Raw genomic sequence first — 18498 nt, forward strand, 5'->3', positions numbered from 1 at the left:
CGCGGCGCGACCGATGACCTCGGGATCTGGCTGATGGACAAGCCCCAGGGCCTCGAGGGTGCCGTGGTCTACAACGCCGACATCTACCGGCGCGAGACCGGCGAGGCCTTCAAGGAGCGCTACATGGAGCTGCTGCGCAAGGTGGCCCAGCAGCCGGACACGACCCTTGGGGCGCTCTCCGCGCCCGAGGGCTCGGAGAGCGCGCTCTACCTGCAGCGCCTGGCCGCCGACGCGGCACCGGCGCCGAGCGCGGCCGAGACCGTGGCCGCGCGTCCGGCGCAGGCGCAGCCGGTGCTGCTCCTGCCCGAGCAGGCCAAGCTGGCGCAGATCTGGGCCAGCGCGCTCACCATCGATGTCAACGACATCCGTGCCAACGACAACTTCTTCGACCTGGGCGGCGACTCGCTGCTGGCGATGCGGGTGGTGCAGCAGGCCGAACAGGTGATGGGCTTCCGCGTGGAGCCGCGGCGCTACGTGTTCGAAAGCCTGGGGCAGCTCGCCTCCGCCGCTGCGGGCACACCGCTCGAGGTGGAATCCGCACCTGCCGCCGACAGCGGCGCCAAGCGCGGCGGCCTGCTCAGCCGCGTGCTGGGCTGGGGCCGCAAGAACTGAGGCGCATCGCCATGACGACCGTGCAGCTCCCTTCCTCGATGAACTGCCGCCTCTGGCAGGTGGACCTGGACGCCACTCCGGCGCCGCAGGCCGTGGCCGCCCTCTCCGAAGCGGAGTGGGACCGTGCCCGGCGCTTCGTCTTCAAGCGTGATCGCAACCGCTTCATCGCCGCCCATGCCGCGCTGCGCGAGACGCTCTCCTCGCAATGCGGCATCCCGGCCTCCACGCTGGAATTCGCGCTGGGCGCCCTCGGCAAGCCAAGCCTGGTCGAGCATGGCGGGCTGCGCTTCAATCTCAGCCACAGCGAGTCGCTGGCCCTGATCGCCGTCTGCGACGACGCCGAGGTGGGCGTGGACATCGAGCTGCTGCGCCCGATGCCGGACGCCGAGGCCCTGGCCGAAACCTACTTCAGCGCAGCCGAGCGGCGCGCGCTGGCGGCGCTGCCGCAGGAAGCCCGCGACCGTGCCTTCCTCTGCTGCTGGACGCGCAAGGAGGCCTGCCTCAAGGCCACCGGCATGGGACTGTCGGTGGACACGCGCAGCTTCGAGGTGGGTGTGTCGCCCGACGTGCGCGAAGTGCAGATCGACGCCGCGGACGGCTGCGCGCGGCTCGCGCTATCCTCTTTTCACGATGTCCAGGGAGCGCAATGCGCCGTGGCCCGCGTGCTGGCCTTCGGGCTGGCCCAGGCAGCGTGCCGGCCCCTGGTCGACAATGAGATGTACGCATGACTCCGATGCTCTTCGGCCCGGCCTCCAGGCAGCTGTTCGGGCTTTTCCACGCACCCGAGCGCGACGCCAGGCTCGCAGTGGTGATCTGCATGCCCCTGGGCCAGGAGGCCGTGCGCGGGCACCGGCTGTTCCGCGTGCTGGCCGACCGGCTCGCTCGGGCCGGCGTAGCGGTGCTGCGCTTCGACTATTACGGCAGCGGCGACTCGCCCGGCGAGGACACCGACGGCGATCTCGAGGGCTGGCGCCGCGATGTCTGCGCCGCGCACGAGGAGCTGCGGCGGCGCACCGGCAGCCGGCGCATCATCTGGCTCGGCGCGCGCCTGGGCGCGGCGCTGGCGGTAATGGCAGCCAAGAGCGGGCGCTGCGACCCGGCGCGGCTGATCCTCTGGGACCCGATCGTGGACGGCGCGCGCTACGTCGACGAGCTGCGCGCCGGCCACGTCGATGCGCTGGAGCGTTCCTTCTGCGTGCCCGACGCTGCCTGGCGCCGCCAGCTGGCGCGGGACCCGGACGCCTTCACCGAAGAGACCTTCGGCTTCGGCGTGTCGCCGCTGATGCGCGAGCAATTGCGCGCGCTCTCGCCGGCAAGCCTGCAACTCACCGCGCTGCACGAGACGGTGGTCCTGGCCGATGCCGAGGACCACGCGACCCATCAATGGGCGGCGCAGGAGATGGCTCGTCACATGCCGTTGCGAATCTCGGCCTTCCAGCACCCGCTGGTCTGGACCTCCGATCCGCATCCCAACAACGCAATGGTTCCCACGGAGGCGCTGCAACGACTGCTGGCGGTAATACATGAGTGACTACAAAGAGACACCCGTTCAGTTCGGACCCGACGGCTCGCTGATCGGCATCATCACCACGCCGGCCGAGGGGCCGATGGCGCCGGTGGCCTGCCTGATGCTCAACATGGGCGCCAACCACCGGATCGGGCCGCGACGCATCAACGTCAAGCTGGCGCGGGAGATGGCAGCGCGCGGCATCAGTTGCATCCGCATGGACCTCGCCGGCCTGGGCGACAGCGGGCCGGCCAGCGGCTCCGAGCACTTCCTCACGCAGGCGGTGCTGGACCTGCAGGCGGCCATGAACCTGATCCAGACCATGCTGGGCGTGCGCCGCTTCATCGTGATCGGCCTGTGCTCCGGTGCGACCAACGGCCTGTCGCTCGCGGTGGCCGACTCGCGCGTGGTGGGCCTGCTGATGTTCGACGGCTACGCCTTCCCCGGCCGGCGTGCGCAGCTGGAGCGCAGCTTGTGGCGCGCGCTGGCATTGACCAATCCCGCGGTGATCGGCAAGACGGTACGCTGGCTGCAGCGCAAGTTCTCCGCCGCCGCCGCAGCCGCCGCCGCGCCGCACATCTTCGAGCCCGATCCGCCGGAAGTCACGGCCGCGCTGTTCCGCCGCTCGATGACGCAGATCGCGGAGCGCAACGTGGCGGTGTTGCTGCTGTACACCGGCACCATGCACGTGACCGACCGCAAGCGCGACCAGCTCGGCCCCTTCGCGAAGGAGGCCTTCACCCAGCACTTCGAGTACCAGTTCATCGGCGAGATCGACCATAGCCTCACCTCGATGGCTTCGCAGCAGATCTTCATCGAAGTGGTGTGCGACTGGGCGCTGCGGGTGGTGCAGGGTGCTCCGGTGACTTCCTCGCCGCCTGCCGCCGAGCCAGCACGCACGGGCGGGCAGTTCGCAAGCAGCAGGCCGGCGGTTGCGTTGCAGCGGGATCCGGTGATCTGAGCATCATGTCAGTGTCGCGGTGACGCCTGGAGCCAAACGTACACGCTCCTGGCAGCCCCGCGTCTTGACTGGTGGCCAGACGCGTCATCGTGTCGGCAGATGTTGCAGGCGCTGCCAGCCGACCACGGGATCGCATCGGCCTGCTTGACCGCCTCCTGCAGATACTCGGCGTCGCCGCCTGGCTCGAAATACCGGCCGATCCGAGCCGGTTGCAAGGCTCACGACATGCCCCTTGACCCCATTGACTCGGGTGGCTACCCCTTTGGAACGCAGATATTCCCTCGGGTTACCAACCCGAATGAACACACTGCCGCTCGACTGCCTTGTCGCCAATTTCCTCGCTTGTGAAGGCAGGCTCGACAGCCCTCCAACTCCCGACGAGGAAAATGTCTTTCCCCTTCCGCTCGACGATACGCACTGGCTAGGTGTGCAGATGAGCGAATCGGAAAACGACCTGCTGTTCTTCGCGCATCCCGGGCCCGAGGCGTTCCCTCAAAGCCCGCCGCAAATTGACGCGGAGTTATCCGAAGAGCTGGAACTCGGCGATGACATGGATGGAAGATGGGTTCTGACCGCGAACCGATCGAGTGGGCGCTACACGCTCTGGGTCAGCGTGGAGCACGAACGAGTGGGGCATGTCGAATTCGCGAGGATCGTCGACAACTTGCGCTGGCGCTTTGCGATGTGGGACGACGTTCTCGCAGAGCGTAACAATCCTTCGCAGGCTGTTACTCAGGAGTTCCGCTAACTCGAGTTGGAGAACCTATGGAAGCCCTGACGCGTCGATTCGCCCCGTCCAAAATCTTCAAGACCTTCAAGGAGGACGACGATTCGTCCGGCGACGAAAAGGCCAACAAGGGCGGTAGCAAGAAAGTAAAGAACCTCCAGCCCCCCAAGCTGAAGTCGAACTGGCCGCCGCATCTGGAGAAGCATTACAACGAACTCTCTGCCCTCTACCCGGGACGGGACTTCAAGACCCCGATCAAGACTGCCATCACCCTCCTCCACGCACTCAACCTCGATGACGCTGCTTGCGATGTGCTTCACGATGAGCACGTCATCGAGAACATGGTTATCGAGCTGAAAGCGAAGACGATGCGTTTTGGCGAGAGGTTGACCGGTCGAGGAACCTTCCTGGTCCCGGTCTTCAGGCTCCTGGTGAAGCTGGATGTCAAGGCAGCCCGGCAATTCCATTTCCTCTGCGACCCGGCAGCCAAGGATCTGCGCGCCGGGACGGAGGAATACAGGCTCATTGAGACGTTGCCTCCGGCGCAACCTGCTTCCGATCGCAAGCAGGCAAAGCGCGAAAGGGACCTCTACATGGACAAGGTGAAAAGCACGATCAATGGTGATCCGAAGGCCTACGCCACGCAATTGGTGCTGCTCATCCAGGGCTGTCCCCCAAGCGCGCGCGACAAAGTCCTCAATCTTCTCGCGAACGTCAAGGTGTCCACGGCCTGTCGAAAGTCTCGCGAGCTCGCCGCAGCCGTTGACGGGCTCCAGGGAATGATCCCGGCCGAACGGGGCCAAGTGGACACCACGCTTGCCTTGCTCGTGGTGGATATCAACCTTGCGATGGCCGAAGCGGAGGGCCCCGGGAAGCGGGAGTTCGATTTCTTGCAGGATCCGAAGATAGTTGCACTCTTCGCAAAACTGGAGAAGGGCCTGGGCGAACAGCAGTTCGACCTTGGAACGCTGATTGCCACGCTATGCCCCGGCGAGCGCACGACAGCATCGCAGGCGAAGTTCGTCACAGGATTGATGGGGCATCTGATTCAAGGCGCGCATGACCGCGGGGAGCTATTTGACTTCCAAGGCTTCTTGTCGGCCACGCTGCTTTCGGGTATGCCGGGAAGGTGCGCGAAGTGGCTCGCAAACTCCGCAGTAGGAACCTGCCGAACCGCTGTCGACGTAGGGAGGCTTGTCGACGCTATCGAGCAGGTGGGGTACATGTCGGGCATGGAGATCTCCCATTGGGCGCCGCTCGGCCTCTGGGCAAGTATCGTCGGCAGCGACATCGGCAACTCGCACTACATCAAGCCGCACATCAAGGAGGAACTGGAGCACACAGGATTGCTTGGTGAACTTCGGAAACGGCTCCAAGACGTCGACGACAACTCCCGCAAGTCAATCAGCCTACTCGCCGCGGGCTTCAACGCGGTGGACCAACTGGAAAAAGACAGAGAGCGGTCTATCGAGCTTGCGACGGCATCACACACCGCACAGCGGCAGGCGAAGGAGGAGAAGGAGCAGCAGCGCCTTCAGGATGCGCTCAAGTCAGCTTCCGTCGAGGTGCGCGGCGCGATCGAGGACATGGGCTCGATTTCCTCCTGGGATGAAATGCTTTCATGCGCCAAGTCGGTTTCAGACAAAGCTACGCAGTGGAAAGCTCGACGTGCAGAAGGTTGCGGGGGATTTGGCGGCAGTCGACACATCGGCCGCGATGAAGCTTCTGGGCGTGCTCGCGGCGATTCTTCCTCCGGATAGCGCTCTTGCTTTGCTTGTCGCAGCGCACAAATATCGGCCTGAGTCGATTCAGACCCCAGATTTTGCGAACGGCCTCGTCGATATCTGGTATTTGGCCAGACGAAGAATGGACATGGGCGAAGTGGCGATCGCGACAGACCTCATCAATTTCCTTGCCAAGCTCAGAGAAAATGACGCTTCGTCCAGCACTTACTTTATAAAAATTCGCATAAGGGACCGGATTGCCGTCTCTCCAGCGCTACCTACCTCGCCCGTTGACCGGCAAGTGAAACAGTTGATCGACAACATGTACTAGCTGCCACTCTCGTGTCTGATGCCTTCACCGAGGTGCTCGGCTTGGCCCGATGCTCAGGCGGCAGGCCCAGGCGCCGCGTACGCGAGCTTCTCCCCCGGCAGCTCCTGCATCGGCCCGCTGCCGCTGTAGCGGTCCAGCGCCAGGTAGATGGCCGGCGTGATGTAGAGCGTGATCACCTGCGAGAACAGCAGCCCGCCGACCACCGCCACGCCCAGCGGCTGGCGCAGCTCGGCGCCGGCACCCAGCCCCAGCGCGAGCGGCAGCGCGCCCATCAGGGCAGCCAAGGTAGTCATCAGGATCGGGCGGAAGCGCAGCCGGCAGGCCTCTCGTATCGCGTCGACCGGCGCCATGCCCTGGGTGCGCTGCGCGTCCAGCGCGAAGTCGATCATCATGATCGCGTTCTTCTTGACGATGCCGATCAAGAGCAGGATGCCGATGGTCGCGATCAGCGTCAGGTCGAAGCCGAAGAGCTTGAGCGAAAGCAGCGCCCCCACCGCCGCCGAGGGCAGCCCGGCCAGGATGGTGAGCGGGTGGATGTAGCTCTCGTAGAGCACGCCGAGCAGCACGTAGATGACCAGCACCGCCAGCACCAGCAGCACCGCCTGGCTGGCCTGCGAGCTCTGGAACACCGCGGCGTCGCCGCCGTAGCTGGTGATGATCGAGGGCGGGATCTTGAGCTCGGCCTTGAGCTGGTCGATCTTCGCGGTCGCATTGCCCAGCGGCACGTCGGGCGCAAGGTTGAAGGACACCGTCACCGCCTGCAGCTGGCCCTGGTGGTTGACGGAAGTCGGCCCCACCGTGCGCTTGACGGTCGAGAAAGCCGACAGCGGCACCAACTGCCCGGTCTTGCTGCGAACCGACAGGCGCGACATGTCTTCCTCGAACTGGCGGTCGTCGTCGGCCGCCGAGAGGATCACCTGGTAGGTGTTGCTGGGCGCGTAGATGCTGCCGATCTGGCGGTCGCCATAGGCGTTGTAGAGCGCGGTGCGCAGGTCGCCGACCGCAACGCCGAGCACGCCGGCCTTGTCGCGGTCGATCTCCAGCGTGGCCTGCAGGCCGCGGTTCTGGGAGTCGCTGGTGACGTCGCGGAAGGCGGGGTCGGCACGCATGCGCTCCATCAGCTTTTCGGCCCACTCGTTGATGGAGCCGGCGTTCACGCTTTGCAGGGTGTACTGGAAGCGTGCCTTGCTCTGGCGGCCGCCCAGGCGCAGGTTCTGCACCGGCTGCATGTACGCTGCGATGCCGGGGATCTCGCGAAAGCGCGTGCGCAGGGACTCCATCACCTGCGCCATCTTGCCGCGCTCACTGCGCGGCTTGAGGACCACGAACAACCGGCCGGTATTCTGAGTGGAGCTCGAGCCGCCGACGCCGACGAAGGAGTTGACATAGGCCACATTCGGATCGGTCCGCACGGCCTCGGCCACACGGTCCTGCAAGGCCTTCATCGCCGGAAACGAGATGTCTTCGGCAGCCTCGGTCGTGATGAAGATCTGGCCGATGTCTTCCTCGGGGAAGAAGCCCTTCGGGATGACGATGAACATCCAGGCCGTCAGCGCGAAGGTCGATGCCGCAACGACCAGCATGAGTTTGCGGCGGCGCAGCGTCCAGTCGAGCGAGCGCAGGTAAGTGCCGTGGACCCAGCGGTATCCACGCTCGAACGCGCGGCCTATGGCGGTGCCGGGCTCGGCGTGGCCGTCCTCGTGCTCCTGCGCCCCCGCAGAGCGATGCGTCTGCCGCAAGAGGCGGCTGGCCATCATCGGCACGAGGGTCAGCGACACCACGGCCGACACCAGCACCGCCAGGCCGACCACGACCGCGAACTCGTGGAACAGGAGGCCGATCACGCCCGGCATGAAGAAGATCGGGATGAACACCGCCACAAGCGAGACCGAGATCGAGACGATGGTGAAGCCCACCTCGCGCGCACCGCGCAGCGCGGCGGCCATCGGCGCCATGCCCTTCTCGACGTAGCGCATGATGTTCTCCAGCACCACGATGGCGTCGTCCACCACCAGGCCGACCGCCAGCGTGATGCCCAGCAGCGACACGTTGTCCAGGCTGTAGCCGAAGGCGTAGAGCAGCGCCACGGCGCCGATCAGGGAGATCGGGATGGTGGCCGCCGGAATGAGCGTGGCCACCACGCGGTGCAGGAACAGGAAGATCACCAGCACCACCAGCAGCACCGTGCCCAGCAGCGTGAGCTGGACGTCGTGCACCGCCTCGCGGATGGAGATGGAGCGGTCGTTGACCATGTTGATCTCGACCGACTGCGGCAGCTCCTCGCGGAACCGCGGCATCAGCGCCCGCACCGCGTCCACCACCTGCACGGTGTTGGCATTGGGCTGCCTCTGCACGGCCAGCGAGATCGAACTCTGGCCGTTGAAGCTGCTGGCGGTCTTGACCGACTCGAAGCTGTCCTCGATGGTGGCTACCTCGTCCAGCCGCACCGGCGCCCCGTTGCGCTGGCCGACGATCACCTTGGCGAAGTCGGCGGCCTTTAGCATCTGCTCGTTGGCCTGGATGGTGAGTGTCTGGCGCGGGCCGTCGAGCACGCCCACGGGCGTGTTCGCGTTGGCCAGGCGCACGGCGTTGGCCAGTTCATCGAGGGTGATGTTGCGGGCGTTGAGCAGGTCGGCGTTGGCCTTGATGCGCACCGCGAAAGCCTTGCGGCCATACACCACGACCTGTGCCACGCCGTCGATGGTGGAGAGCGTCGGCGAGATCAGGTTCTCCGCATAGTCGTTCAGCTCGGACGGGTTCATCGAGGGCGAGACGAGCGCGATGAACAGCACCGGCGCATCGGCCGGATTGACCTTGCGGTACGAGGGCATCTGCGTCAGTTCGACCGGCAATTGCCGCTGCGCCCGCAACAGCGCAGCCTGCACATCGACGGCGGCGGCATCGATGTCGCGGCTGCTGACGAATTCCAGGGTGATCGAGCTCACGCCCTGGGTGTTGACCGAGCTGATCGTCGACAGGCCCGGAATGGTGGAGAACTGCTTCTCCAGCGGCAGCGCAACCGAGGAAGCCATGGTGTCGGGACTTGCGCCCGGCAACTGCGCGTTGACGTTGATGACCGGCGTGTTGTAGCTGGGGAGGGCCGCGACCGGGATCTGGAAGTACGCAAAGATGCCGGCCACCACCACGGCGGCCGAGAGCAGCACCGTCATCGCCGGACGACGGATGCAGAGCTCCGAGATATTCACTGGATTGCCTCCCGCAGGCTCGTCACTTCGTGTATGGGCGGCCGGGCGGCGCTCATGTGCGCTCCCGCTGCGCGACCACCCTGGCGTCGCCGGGCGTTGCGGAGGCGGCTCCGCCCGAGGTCGCCTGGGGCGCATTGCCATTGGAGCGCTGCGGCTGGCCGGCGCTGTCGAGCCGCACCTTGCCGCCCGGGCGCACGTTCTGCTTGCCTTCGATCACCACCTGCTCGCCGGGCTCCACGCCGCGCACCGCGACCTGCGTGCCGAAGTTGTACAGCGCCTGAACCTTGCGGCGCGTCGCTGTCCGCTCGGCGTCGACGACGTAGACCGAGCTGCCCTCGGCCAGCATCATGATGGCGGCCGCGGGAATCACGGTGGCGCCCTCGAGCGTGCGCACGGTCACGCGGGTCTCGACGAACTGGCCGGGCCACAGGCCCTGGTCGGCGTTGTCGAACACAGCCTTGGCGCGCACGGTGCCGATCAGCGGGTCGACCGTGTTGTCGACGAAGTTCAGGGTGCCCTTCATCGGCGTCTTGCGCCCGCTCACGAGTGCCTCGACCGGCGCGTGCGAGCGCGCGGCGGCCAGCAGGTCCTGCAGCTTGTCTTCGGGCACCGGGAAGCTGACCGCGATCGGGTCGAGCTGGGTGATGGTCACCAGCGACAGGCTGGGCTGCACCAGGGTGCCCGGGTAGATGTTGACGGCGCCGATGCGCCCGGCAATGGGCGCGCGCAGCGTGGCATAGCCCAGCGCCACCTGGGCCGATTGCACCGCGGCCTTGTCCGCTGCCACCGCGGCGCGCTGCGCCTCCAGTTGCGACAGCGTGGCGTCGGCGGCGGCCTTGGCGATGAAGTTCTGCGCCACCAGCTCCTGGCTGCGCCGGTACTGGCGTTGCAGGTCGGCCAGTGTGGCCTCGTCCTTCTGCTGCTGGGCACGGGCCTTGGCCAGGTTGGCCTGGTCGGGGCGGTCGTCGAGCGTGAAGAGCAGTTGCCCTTGCTTGACGAACTGGCCCTCCTTCACATGCACTTCGCGCACCGTGTTCGTGACCTGCGGGCGCAGATCCACGCTGTTGAGGGAGACCACGCTGCCATTCACCTGCACGGTCACCGGCACGTCCTGCTTCTGGGCCGCCGCCAGCGTGACCAGGGCCGGCGCCGCCGCGCCCGGGCCAACGCCCTTGCCGGGCGCGGCGGCGGTTCCGGCGGGCGGCGCGCCCGTCTGCGCCACGTCCTGCGTCCTGTTTTCCGCCCAGCGCCACGCGCCGGCTGCGCTCAGGATCAGCACACCCGAGAGGGCGAGGACGAGTTTCTTGTTCATGAGCGCTTCTGGGTTGGGTAGAAAGCCGGCCGCGGTTGTTCGAGGCGCACTTTTGCCTGACAACAGCTATTGGAGCAGGGGTCGGGGATTGCCGTCCATCGGTGCCGTAAAGATAAGTAAAGCGGATATGAAGCACCGCACGGAAGGCGCCCCGTTCTCGGGGGAAGGCGGGAGGCCGCCGCTTAGAATCGCCGCTGCCCCACAGCCTCTGGATGAACACCATGAACCGCTGCAACACCCCCTGGACTGCCCTCCTTCTGGCGGCACTGTGCACCGTGACGGCGCCTGCTGGCGCGCAGGAACCGGTCCAGACGCAGAACGAGGCCGCGCTCGGCGGCCGCAACTTTCCGATCGGCACCCTGCGCGGCCGCTTCATGGTCGTGAATTCGCCCGAGATCCAGCTCGACGGCCAGCCCGAGCGGCTCTCGCCGGGCGCGCGCATCCGCAGCGCCCAGCAGATGCTGGTGATGCCGGCGAACCTCACCGGCCAGAACCTGCTGGTCAACTACAAGCGCGATCCCGCGGGCATGGTGAGCGAGGTCTGGATCCTCACGCCCGAGGAGGCCCAGGCCAAGCGCGAAACCGCCGACAGGCCGCTGCTGAACTTCTGGCCCTTCGTGGCCAACTCCGGCCCGCGCGACGACGGCAAGACGCCGTTCGACCAGCTGCCGCGCTACGGCCAGTAGCTGTCGAATCCGGGTACCGGTCGCGAAGGCTTCGCACCCTTCGCGGCCGGATGTCCGCTTTTCGACGGCACCTCCACGGAGCCTCCTCATGACCCCAAAAGTTTTCATCAAGACCTTCGGCTGCCAGATGAACGAGTACGACTCGGACAAGATGGCCGACGTGCTGCGCGCCGCCGAAGGCTACGAGCCCACCACCGACGTGGAAGAGGCCGACCTGATCCTCTTCAACACCTGCTCGGTGCGCGAGAAGGCGCAGGAGAAGGTGTTCTCCGACCTCGGCCGCGTCAAGCACCTCAAGGCGCGCGGCGTGAAGATCGGGGTCGGCGGCTGCGTGGCCAGCCAGGAAGGCGCGGCCATCATCGCGCGCGCGCCGTACGTCGACGTGGTGTTCGGCCCGCAGACGCTGCACCGCCTGCCCGAGCTGCTTCACCAGCGCGAGCGCGCCGGCCAGCCGCAGGTGGACATCAGCTTCCCGGAGATCGAGAAGTTCGACCACCTGCCGCAGGCGCGGGTCGAGGGCGCAACCGCCTTCGTCTCGATCATGGAAGGCTGCTCCAAGTACTGCAGCTACTGCGTGGTGCCGTACACGCGCGGCGAGGAGGTGAACCGGCCGCTTGACGACGTGCTGGTCGAGGTCGCCGGCCTGGCCGACCAGGGCGTGCGCGAGGTCACGCTGCTGGGGCAGAACGTCAATGCCTACCGCGGCCGGATGGGCGACACCGCCGAGATCGCCGACTTCGCGCTGCTGATCGAGTACATCGCCGAGATCCCCGGCATCGAGCGCATCCGCTACACCACCAGCCATCCCAACGAGTTCACGCCGCGCCTGATCGAGGCCTACGCCCGGGTGCCCAAGCTGGTGAGCCACCTGCACCTGCCGGTGCAGCACGGCAGCGACCGCATCCTGATGGCGATGAAACGCGGCTACACGGCGATGGAATACAAGAGCACGGTGCGCAAGCTGCGCGCCATCCGCCCCGGGCTTTCGCTAAGCAGCGACTTCATCGTCGGATTCCCCGGCGAGACCGACGCGGACTTCGAGAGGATGATGAAGCTGATCGACGAGCTCGAGTTCGACAACAGCTTCAGCTTCATCTTCAGCCCGCGCCCCGGCACGCCGGCGGCACAGCTGCACGACGACACACCGCACGACATCAAGCTGGCACGGCTGCAGCGGCTGCAGGCGGTGATCGACGGCAACGTCAAGGGCTTCGGCCAGGCCCTCGTGGGCACGGCCCAGCGCGTGCTGGTCGAGGGCCGTTCGCGCAAGGATGCGAACGAGCTGATGGGCCGCACCGAGTGCAACCGGGTGGTGAACTTCGCGGGCGATCCCCGGCTGGTCGGCCGCATGGTCGACGTGAACATCACCCGCTCGCTGGCCTACACGCTGCGCGGCGAGGTGCCCACCGCGGAATCGGCCGCGTCATCGGCGCGCATGGCCGCGCCGGCCGCCTGATGGCGAGCCTGAAATCGGCGCGCGGCTCGTTCCAGCAGCTGTTGCTGTTCGCATTCCTGCTGATCACCGCGCTGCTGGTGGGCGTGGCCCTGCGCTCCGTGTTCCAGTACGACGCGCTGATGACCCAGAGCCGCAACGCCGCAGGCCGCGCGCTCACGCTTTCGGGCGCGGCGCAGTCCCTGGCGGAGCGCAGCGCCGCGATGGAGCGCGCAGGGCGCCAGTCGTTGGTGCTCAACGATGCGGTGCTGCGCCGCCGCTTCGATGACGCGGCGCGCGACGCGCACCAGGCGCTCGATCGCCTCGGCGCGAACGGCCTGCCCGCCACCGGCCTCGACCTGTGGCGGGCCCAGCTCGCCGTGATCGAAGGATTGATGAGCGGCGCGCCCGAGACCGCGCTCGCGCGCGAGAGCTCGATGGCGATGCAGTTCCGCGAACTTGACGCGCTCAACAGCAACCTCGCCCAGCAGGCTCAGATCCTGATAGAGGCGCAGAACAACGCGCTGGCGCAGCGCATCGAGAACGCACGCCGGCGGCTGATGCGCGAAGTGCTGGCCGCGAGTGCATTGGCGGTGGCGCTCGCGTTGGCCTTCGGTGTTTGGCTGGCCCGGCCCTTCAAGCGGCTGCAGCGCGCGATCGTCGGCCTGGGCGAGAACCGGCTCGACGAGCCGATCGACATCCGCGGTCCGGCCGACGTGCGCCGCATCGCGCAACAGCTCGAATGGCTGCGTCTGCGGCTGACCGAACTGGACGCGGACAAGGCACGCTTCCTGCGCCACGTCTCGCATGAGCTCAAGACCCCGCTGGCCGCGCTGCGCGAAGGCGTCTCGCTGCTGGAGGACGGCGTGACCGGCGCCCTGAACCCGGCTCAACGCGAGGTGGCCCAGATCCTGCAGCAGAACACGGTCGCGCTGCAGGGGCAGATCGAGGCGCTGCTGCGTTTCAATGCGGCGGCTTTCGAGGCGCGCGAGCTGCGCCGCCAGCGCACGCCCCTGCTGCCGTTGATCGAGGAGCAGATCGAGGCCCAGCGCCTGCAATGGCAGGCCAACGGGCTCACGGTGCGGGCCGAGGGCGAGCCGATCGCAGTGGTGGTCGACCCGGTAAAGCTTGGCACCGCGGTGGCCAACCTGCTGTCCAACGCGATTCGCTATTCGACGCGCGGCGGCACCATCGCGATCACCGTGTCGAGCACGCCCGACACCGTCTGCATCGAGATCCAGGATGCCGGTCCGGGCATCGCCGAGAGCGACCGCGACCGCATCTTCGAGCCTTTCTTCCGCGGCGAACGCCAACCCCAGCATGCCGTCAAGGGCACCGGCATCGGGCTGTCGATCGTGCAGGAGTACATTGCAGCCCATGGCGGTCGCATCACGCTGCTGCCGGAGGGACCCGGGGCGCGCTTCCGCATCGAGCTGCCGCGCTCCACCTGACCACAGCCCCCGCTTCAAGCGTTTTCTCCGACCCATGCTCTTCAGTTCGCTAGCTCGCAGATCCGCATTTGCCATGACCGTGCTCGTCATGCCGCTGCTGCTCGCTGCATGCGCCGCGCCCCCCAGCCCGCCGCCCGAACCCGTCGCCGTGCAGCCGCCGCCGCCACCGCCTCCCCCCCCACCGCCGCCGGTGCAGCCCGTCGAGGCTGAGCCGATGGCCCCGGCCACCCAGCCGGCGCTGATCTTCACCCAGCTCACGCAAGGCCCCGTGGCCGCCCTGCTCGTCTACGCCGACAAGGTGCGCCCGCTGGGCGGCAACGAGCTCGCCAACGAAATTGCACGCCTGGGCGAACCCGGCGAGCAGCCCCTGGTCCAGATGCAGCTGGCACTGCTGCTCGCGCAGACACGCGCCCCGGCCGATCTCGCGCGCGCGCTCGGCCTGGTGCAGCGCGTGATCGCCAACCAGGCGAGTGAAGCCCAGGCCCTGCACCCGCTCGCCCGGCTGCTGGCCGCGCGCTACCAGGAGCAGCGCCGCGTCGAAGACGAGCGCGACCGCCAGGCCCAGCAGGTGCGCGACAGCCAGCGGCGCATCGACCAGTTGAGCGATCGCATCGAGGCGCTGCGTGCCATCGAGCGCAGCTTCTCGCGTCCCAACAGCCCGCCACCGCCCGTCGCGCCGGCGGCTCCAAAGCCCGCACCATGATCAACACCGGGTCCGCCAAGCAATCCGCCAGCCCGCCCGGCGCCCGCCTGCTGGTGGTGGACGACGATGCGGACATGCTGCGCCTGCTGTCGATGCGGTTGACGGGCGCCGGCTACCAGGTCACGGCCGTGACGTCCGCCGAGTCGGCATTGACGCAGCTCGAGATCGAGCACCCCCAACTGGTGCTGAGCGACGTGCGGCTGCCGGGCCGGGATGGCCTGCAGCTCTTCGACGAGATCCGCAAGCGCCACCCCACGCTGCCGGTGATCCTGCTGACCGCCCACGGCACCATTCCCGACGCGGTCGAAGCCACGGCCCGCGGCGTCTTCACCTATCTCACCAAGCCGTACGACGCCCGCGAGCTGCTCGACAAGATCGCGCAGGCCCTGGCGCTCGGCGCGCCCGCGCCCAGCGGCGGCAAGGTCGGCGACGAGAGCTGGCGCGCGGAGATCGTGAGCCGCAGCAACCGCATGGCCGAACTGCTGGCCGAGGCCCGGATGGTGGCCAAGTCCGACGCCAGCGTGCTTCTGCGCGGCGACAGCGGTGCGGGCAAGGAACTCCTGGCCCGCGCCATCCACCGCGCCAGCGCGCGCGCCGAGAAGCCCTTCGTGGCTGTCAACTGCGGCGCCATTCCGGAGGCGCTGCTGGAGTCGGAGCTGTTCGGCCATGTGAAGGGAGCCTTCACCGACGCGGTGGCCAACCACAAGGGCCTGTTCCAGCAAGCGGACGGCGGCACCCTGCTGCTCGATGAGATCGGCGACATGCCGCCGGCGCTGCAGGTCAAGCTGCTGCGGGTGCTGCAGGAGCACGCGGTACGGCCGGTGGGCTCGACCCAATCCATCGAGGTCGATGTGCGGATCATCTCCGCCACCCATCGCGACCTCGATGCCGCCATGGAGGCCGGGCAGTTCCGTGAGGACCTCTACTACCGCCTCAATGTGGTGACGCTGAACCTGCCGCCGCTGTCGGCGCGGCGCGAGGACATCCCGCTGCTGGCCAATCATTTCCTGAACCGGCTCTCGAGCAAGTACGGCAAGCGCCTGTCGGGCTTCGCGCCGGAGGCGCTGAAGGCGCTGACCATGGCGCCCTGGCCGGGCAACGTGCGCCAGTTGTTCAACGTGGTCGAGCAGGTCTGCGCCCTGTCCAGCTCGCCGCTGATCCCGTTGGCGCTGGTGCAGCGGGCGCTGCGCTCGCCCAGCGTCGAGGTCCAGACCTATGCCGAGGCCAAGCAGCGCTTCGAGCGCGAGTACCTGGTCGGCCTGCTCAAATTGACCGACGGCAACGTCGCCGATGCGGCACGTCTGGCAGATCGCAACCGCACGGAGTTCTACCGGTTGCTGCAGAAGCACGGGCTCACTGCCGGGCACTTCAAATCGGATGCCCTCCCGCCGGGCGGCGACGCTGTCGCTGACGAGCGACGCTCCTAAGTGCTTGATTTCATTGAAAGTTCACCCAGGGTTAACTTAGGCTGTCGGGCTGCGGCGACAGATTCGGGGTTTTTGGTGGTCTTTTGGTTTAAAAAGCGGGCTCGAAGAGCCGTCGATGCTGCTAACTTGTTGATCTGAAACAACTATTCCTGGCTGGCACAGGGATTGCCCTTAGAAGGGCATGACAGCACTTACCAGCCCATCTTTCGCACTGCGTCCGCAGCGCGACGGCCTGCGTCAAAAGCAGTTTTCCCTCTCGCGGTCCCGCACCGCGGGTCATCCGCCGGCCGGCCTGGCCAACGCCGGCGGTGCGGCACCGGACAGCGTCTTCAAGCGTCTTCCGGCTATCGGCGACACGCCTTCCGTCGAAAAGCAACGGTGGTGAGCCGCATATGAAGCCCAACGATTTCTCCCAGCTCAACGTTCTCACCGAGGCGGATTTCTCCCGCCGCAGCACGCTGCGTGAAGAACGCCATCCCAACTCGGTGACGGCGCCGCCGATCAACCGCGGCTCGATGGCGCCACGCCCCTGGCGCGGCTTCTGGAACAGCATCGGTACGGCATTGCTGGTCAAGCTCGGCGCCGGCGGCAAGGCCGCGGCCGGCGCGTCGCGCGCACCGCAGCGCCCCAAGGCCTGGGAACGCGCAGCCCAGCAGCGCCGCCTCGCCTTCATGGCGCTCACCGTGCTCAGCACGGTCGTCGCCTCGACGCTGTTCGCACGGGTGCAGCCCGACTACGACAACGTTTGGCTCGAGTACAGCCAGATCGCCCTCTACGGCCTGCTCTCGGGCTGGGTGGTGACCGGCTTCGTGACCGCGCTCATGGGTTTCTATGTCTCGGTGCGCGGCGACAAGCACGCGCTGTCGGCCAAACAGGTGGCTGACCATCCGATGAACCCGGAAGCGCGCACGGCAATCATCATGCCCATCTGCAACGAGGACGTGGCCACGGTCTTTGCAGGCCTGCGCGCGACCTGCGAGTCGGTGGCCGCGACCGGCCATGCGAGGCAGTTCGACGTCTTCGTGCTGTCCGACAGCTACACGCCCGAGGTTGCCGCCGCCGAGCGCGCCGCCTGGGAAGATTTGCGCGCCGCTCTGGCGGACAGCCCGAACCAGCCGCAGGTCGAGGTGTACTACCGCCTGCGCAAGCGCCGCACCCACCGCAAGGCCGGCAATGTGGCCGACTTCTGCCGCCGCTGGGGCAAGGACTACCGCTACATGGTGGTGCTCGATGCCGACAGCGTGATGAGCGGCGATTGCCTGACCTCGATGGTCAAGCTGATGGAAGCCAATCCGAGTGCCGGCATCATCCAGACGGCGACCCAGGCCATCGGCCACGTGACCCTGCACGCGCGCGCCCAGCAGTTCGCCTCGCGCGTGACCGGCCGCCTTTTCACGCTGGGCATGCAGTTCTGGCAGCTCGGCGAGTCGCACTACTGGGGCCACAACGCGATCATCCGCATCGAGCCCTTCATGCAGCACTGCGCATTGGCGCCGATCAAGGGCACCGGCGGCATGTCGGGCGGCATCATGTCGCACGACTTCGTCGAGGCCGCGCTGATGCGCCGCGCCGGCTACCACGTTTGGCTGGTCGCGGACCTGGTCGGCAGCTACGAGCAGCAACCGCCGGACCTGCTGGCCGAGCTGCAACGCGACCGCCGCTGGTGCCAGGGCAACCTGCAGAACGCCCGCCTGATGGCCGAGCCGGGCCTGCACCCGGTGCACCGCGCGATGTTCGTCACCGGCACCATGGCTTATGCCTCGGCGCCGATGTGGCTCGCCTTCTTGACGCTGGGCACGGCCCTGTGGCTCACCGGCTCGAGCGTGGTCGCGCATTGGCTGGCGATGCCGATGGAACTGGCCGGCCTCTGGCTGTGGACCTTGTGCCTGCTGTTCCTGCCGCGCATGCTGGGCGTTGCGGCCGTGGTGATACGCGGCGAACAACGCCAGTACGGCGGAGTCGGCGGCCTGCTCAAGAGCGCCGCGCTGGAAAGCACGCTGGCCATCGTGCAGGCGCCTGTGCGGATGCTCGCCCACTCGCTGTTCGTGGTGGTCGCGCTCACCGGCATCAAGCTCGACTGGAAGTCGCCGCCGCGGGAAGCCGCTGCCGTGCCGTGGCGCATCGCCTTCACCCAATTGGCGCCGATGTCGCTGGTCATCGCGGCGCTGGCGGTAGGTATTGCGCTGATCGACGCCAGCGCGCTGGCTTGGCTGATGCCCGTCGGTCTACCGCTGCTGCTGGCGATCCCGCTGACCGTGCTGACCAGCCAGATCGCGCTGGGCAACGCGATGCGCGACCGGGGCTTCCTGGTGATTCCGGAGGAGTCGCGTTCGCCCGCGGTGCTGCGCAGGGCGTGGATGCACGCGGTGCGACTGGCGCGCGCCTGACGGCTTCGCTGCCCATCAAAAAGCCCGCTCCA

General features: G+C 67.3%; 16 protein-coding genes. 14 read left to right on the forward strand and 2 right to left on the reverse strand.

The annotated features are described in order from the left end of the window. The 7 genes from APY03_RS44650 to APY03_RS27695 all read left to right on the forward strand — a co-directional run. Positions 1–612, forward strand: a 612-nt coding sequence (locus tag APY03_RS44650) for an acyl carrier protein (protein ID WP_232324445.1), incomplete at its 5' end; no start/stop codon positions are given. 11 nt (positions 613–623) lie between these two features. Next, positions 624–1340, forward strand: coding sequence for a 4'-phosphopantetheinyl transferase family protein (locus APY03_RS27670; protein ID WP_068681944.1), 717 nt, complete (start codon positions 624–626; stop codon positions 1338–1340). After that, a complete protein-coding gene (locus tag APY03_RS27675; protein WP_068681946.1) occupies positions 1337–2143 on the forward strand; it encodes an alpha/beta fold hydrolase in 807 nt (268 codons plus the stop codon). The genes APY03_RS27670 and APY03_RS27675 overlap by 4 nt, the downstream gene beginning before the upstream one ends. Continuing rightward, positions 2136–3080 (forward strand): alpha/beta hydrolase, encoded by a 945-nt coding sequence (locus APY03_RS27680; RefSeq protein ID WP_068681948.1) that lies wholly within the window; start codon positions 2136–2138, stop codon positions 3078–3080. Before APY03_RS27675 ends, APY03_RS27680 begins: the two co-directional genes overlap by 8 nt. A gap of 298 nt (positions 3081–3378) precedes the next feature. Next, positions 3379–3828: a hypothetical protein gene (locus APY03_RS27685; protein WP_068681950.1), complete on the forward strand. Its 450-nt coding sequence runs from the start codon at positions 3379–3381 to the stop codon at positions 3826–3828. Positions 3829–3845: 17 nt separating this feature from the next. Continuing rightward, positions 3846–5567: a hypothetical protein gene (locus APY03_RS27690; protein WP_068681952.1), complete on the forward strand. Its 1722-nt coding sequence runs from the start codon at positions 3846–3848 to the stop codon at positions 5565–5567. After that, complete coding sequence (locus tag APY03_RS27695) at positions 5524–5862, forward strand: hypothetical protein (RefSeq protein ID WP_146039260.1); 339 nt, start codon at positions 5524–5526, stop codon at positions 5860–5862. The genes APY03_RS27690 and APY03_RS27695 overlap by 44 nt, the downstream gene beginning before the upstream one ends. A gap of 53 nt (positions 5863–5915) precedes the next feature. Here the strand turns inward: APY03_RS27695 and APY03_RS27700 are convergent, their stop codons facing one another. Then, positions 5916–9068 (reverse strand): efflux RND transporter permease subunit, encoded by a 3153-nt coding sequence (locus tag APY03_RS27700; protein WP_068681956.1) that lies wholly within the window; start codon positions 9066–9068, stop codon positions 5916–5918. Positions 9069–9120: 52 nt separating this feature from the next. Continuing rightward, the gene (locus tag APY03_RS27705) at positions 9121–10290 is read right to left on the reverse strand and encodes an efflux RND transporter periplasmic adaptor subunit (RefSeq protein ID WP_443082847.1); all 1170 of its coding nucleotides are present in this window, start codon (positions 10288–10290) and stop codon (positions 9121–9123) included. Positions 10291–10601: 311 nt separating this feature from the next. On the opposite strand from APY03_RS27705, the gene APY03_RS27710 reads away from it, so the two are divergent. The 7 genes from APY03_RS27710 (at position 10602) to mdoH (ending at position 18466) form a co-directional block, all read left to right on the forward strand. Beyond that, the gene (locus APY03_RS27710) at positions 10602–11066 is read left to right on the forward strand and encodes a hypothetical protein (RefSeq protein WP_068681958.1); all 465 of its coding nucleotides are present in this window, start codon (positions 10602–10604) and stop codon (positions 11064–11066) included. Positions 11067–11154: 88 nt separating this feature from the next. After that, positions 11155–12522: a tRNA (N6-isopentenyl adenosine(37)-C2)-methylthiotransferase MiaB gene (miaB, locus tag APY03_RS27715; protein ID WP_068681960.1), complete on the forward strand. Its 1368-nt coding sequence runs from the start codon at positions 11155–11157 to the stop codon at positions 12520–12522. Beyond that, positions 12522–13949, forward strand: a complete 1428-nt coding sequence (locus tag APY03_RS27720; protein WP_068681962.1) for a sensor histidine kinase — start codon at positions 12522–12524, stop codon at positions 13947–13949. Before miaB ends, APY03_RS27720 begins: the two co-directional genes overlap by 1 nt. A 73-nt stretch (positions 13950–14022) precedes the next feature. After that, positions 14023–14652, forward strand: a complete 630-nt coding sequence (locus APY03_RS27725; protein WP_443082846.1) for a hypothetical protein — start codon at positions 14023–14025, stop codon at positions 14650–14652. Further along, positions 14649–16079 carry a sigma 54-interacting transcriptional regulator gene (locus APY03_RS27730; RefSeq protein ID WP_068681966.1) on the forward strand — a complete coding sequence of 477 codons (1431 nt, stop codon included), beginning with the start codon at positions 14649–14651 and terminating at the stop codon, positions 16077–16079. Before APY03_RS27725 ends, APY03_RS27730 begins: the two co-directional genes overlap by 4 nt. A gap of 181 nt (positions 16080–16260) precedes the next feature. Next, a complete protein-coding gene (locus APY03_RS40685) occupies positions 16261–16464 on the forward strand; it encodes a hypothetical protein (RefSeq protein ID WP_083944597.1) in 204 nt (67 codons plus the stop codon). A gap of 7 nt (positions 16465–16471) precedes the next feature. Continuing rightward, the gene (gene mdoH, locus APY03_RS27735; protein WP_068681968.1) at positions 16472–18466 is read left to right on the forward strand and encodes a glucans biosynthesis glucosyltransferase MdoH; all 1995 of its coding nucleotides are present in this window, start codon (positions 16472–16474) and stop codon (positions 18464–18466) included. The last annotated feature ends 32 nt before the right edge of the window (positions 18467–18498 follow it).

The sequence above is a fragment of the Variovorax sp. WDL1 genome, from assembly GCF_001541225.1.
In the GTDB taxonomy this organism is placed as follows: domain Bacteria; phylum Pseudomonadota; class Gammaproteobacteria; order Burkholderiales; family Burkholderiaceae_C; genus Variovorax.

Excerpts from the sequence above, each read along its gene's own strand:
- APY03_RS27670 (WP_068681944.1), top strand. The coding sequence starts at position 624 with ATGACGACCGTGCAGCTCCCTTCCTCGATGAACTGCCGCCTCTGGCAG.
- APY03_RS27675 (WP_068681946.1), top strand. The coding sequence starts at position 1,337 with ATGACTCCGATGCTCTTCGGCCCGGCCTCCAGGCAGCTGTTCGGGCTT.
- APY03_RS27680 (WP_068681948.1), top strand. The coding sequence starts at position 2,136 with ATGAGTGACTACAAAGAGACACCCGTTCAGTTCGGACCCGACGGCTCG.
- APY03_RS27685 (WP_068681950.1), top strand. The coding sequence starts at position 3,379 with ATGAACACACTGCCGCTCGACTGCCTTGTCGCCAATTTCCTCGCTTGT.
- APY03_RS27690 (WP_068681952.1), top strand. The coding sequence starts at position 3,846 with ATGGAAGCCCTGACGCGTCGATTCGCCCCGTCCAAAATCTTCAAGACC.
- APY03_RS27695 (WP_146039260.1), top strand. The coding sequence starts at position 5,524 with ATGAAGCTTCTGGGCGTGCTCGCGGCGATTCTTCCTCCGGATAGCGCT.
- APY03_RS27710 (WP_068681958.1), top strand. The coding sequence starts at position 10,602 with ATGAACCGCTGCAACACCCCCTGGACTGCCCTCCTTCTGGCGGCACTG.
- miaB (WP_068681960.1), top strand. The coding sequence starts at position 11,155 with ATGACCCCAAAAGTTTTCATCAAGACCTTCGGCTGCCAGATGAACGAG.
- APY03_RS27720 (WP_068681962.1), top strand. The coding sequence starts at position 12,522 with ATGGCGAGCCTGAAATCGGCGCGCGGCTCGTTCCAGCAGCTGTTGCTG.
- APY03_RS27725 (WP_443082846.1), top strand. The coding sequence starts at position 14,023 with ATGACCGTGCTCGTCATGCCGCTGCTGCTCGCTGCATGCGCCGCGCCC.
- APY03_RS27730 (WP_068681966.1), top strand. The coding sequence starts at position 14,649 with ATGATCAACACCGGGTCCGCCAAGCAATCCGCCAGCCCGCCCGGCGCC.
- APY03_RS40685 (WP_083944597.1), top strand. The coding sequence starts at position 16,261 with ATGACAGCACTTACCAGCCCATCTTTCGCACTGCGTCCGCAGCGCGAC.
- mdoH (WP_068681968.1), top strand. The coding sequence starts at position 16,472 with ATGAAGCCCAACGATTTCTCCCAGCTCAACGTTCTCACCGAGGCGGAT.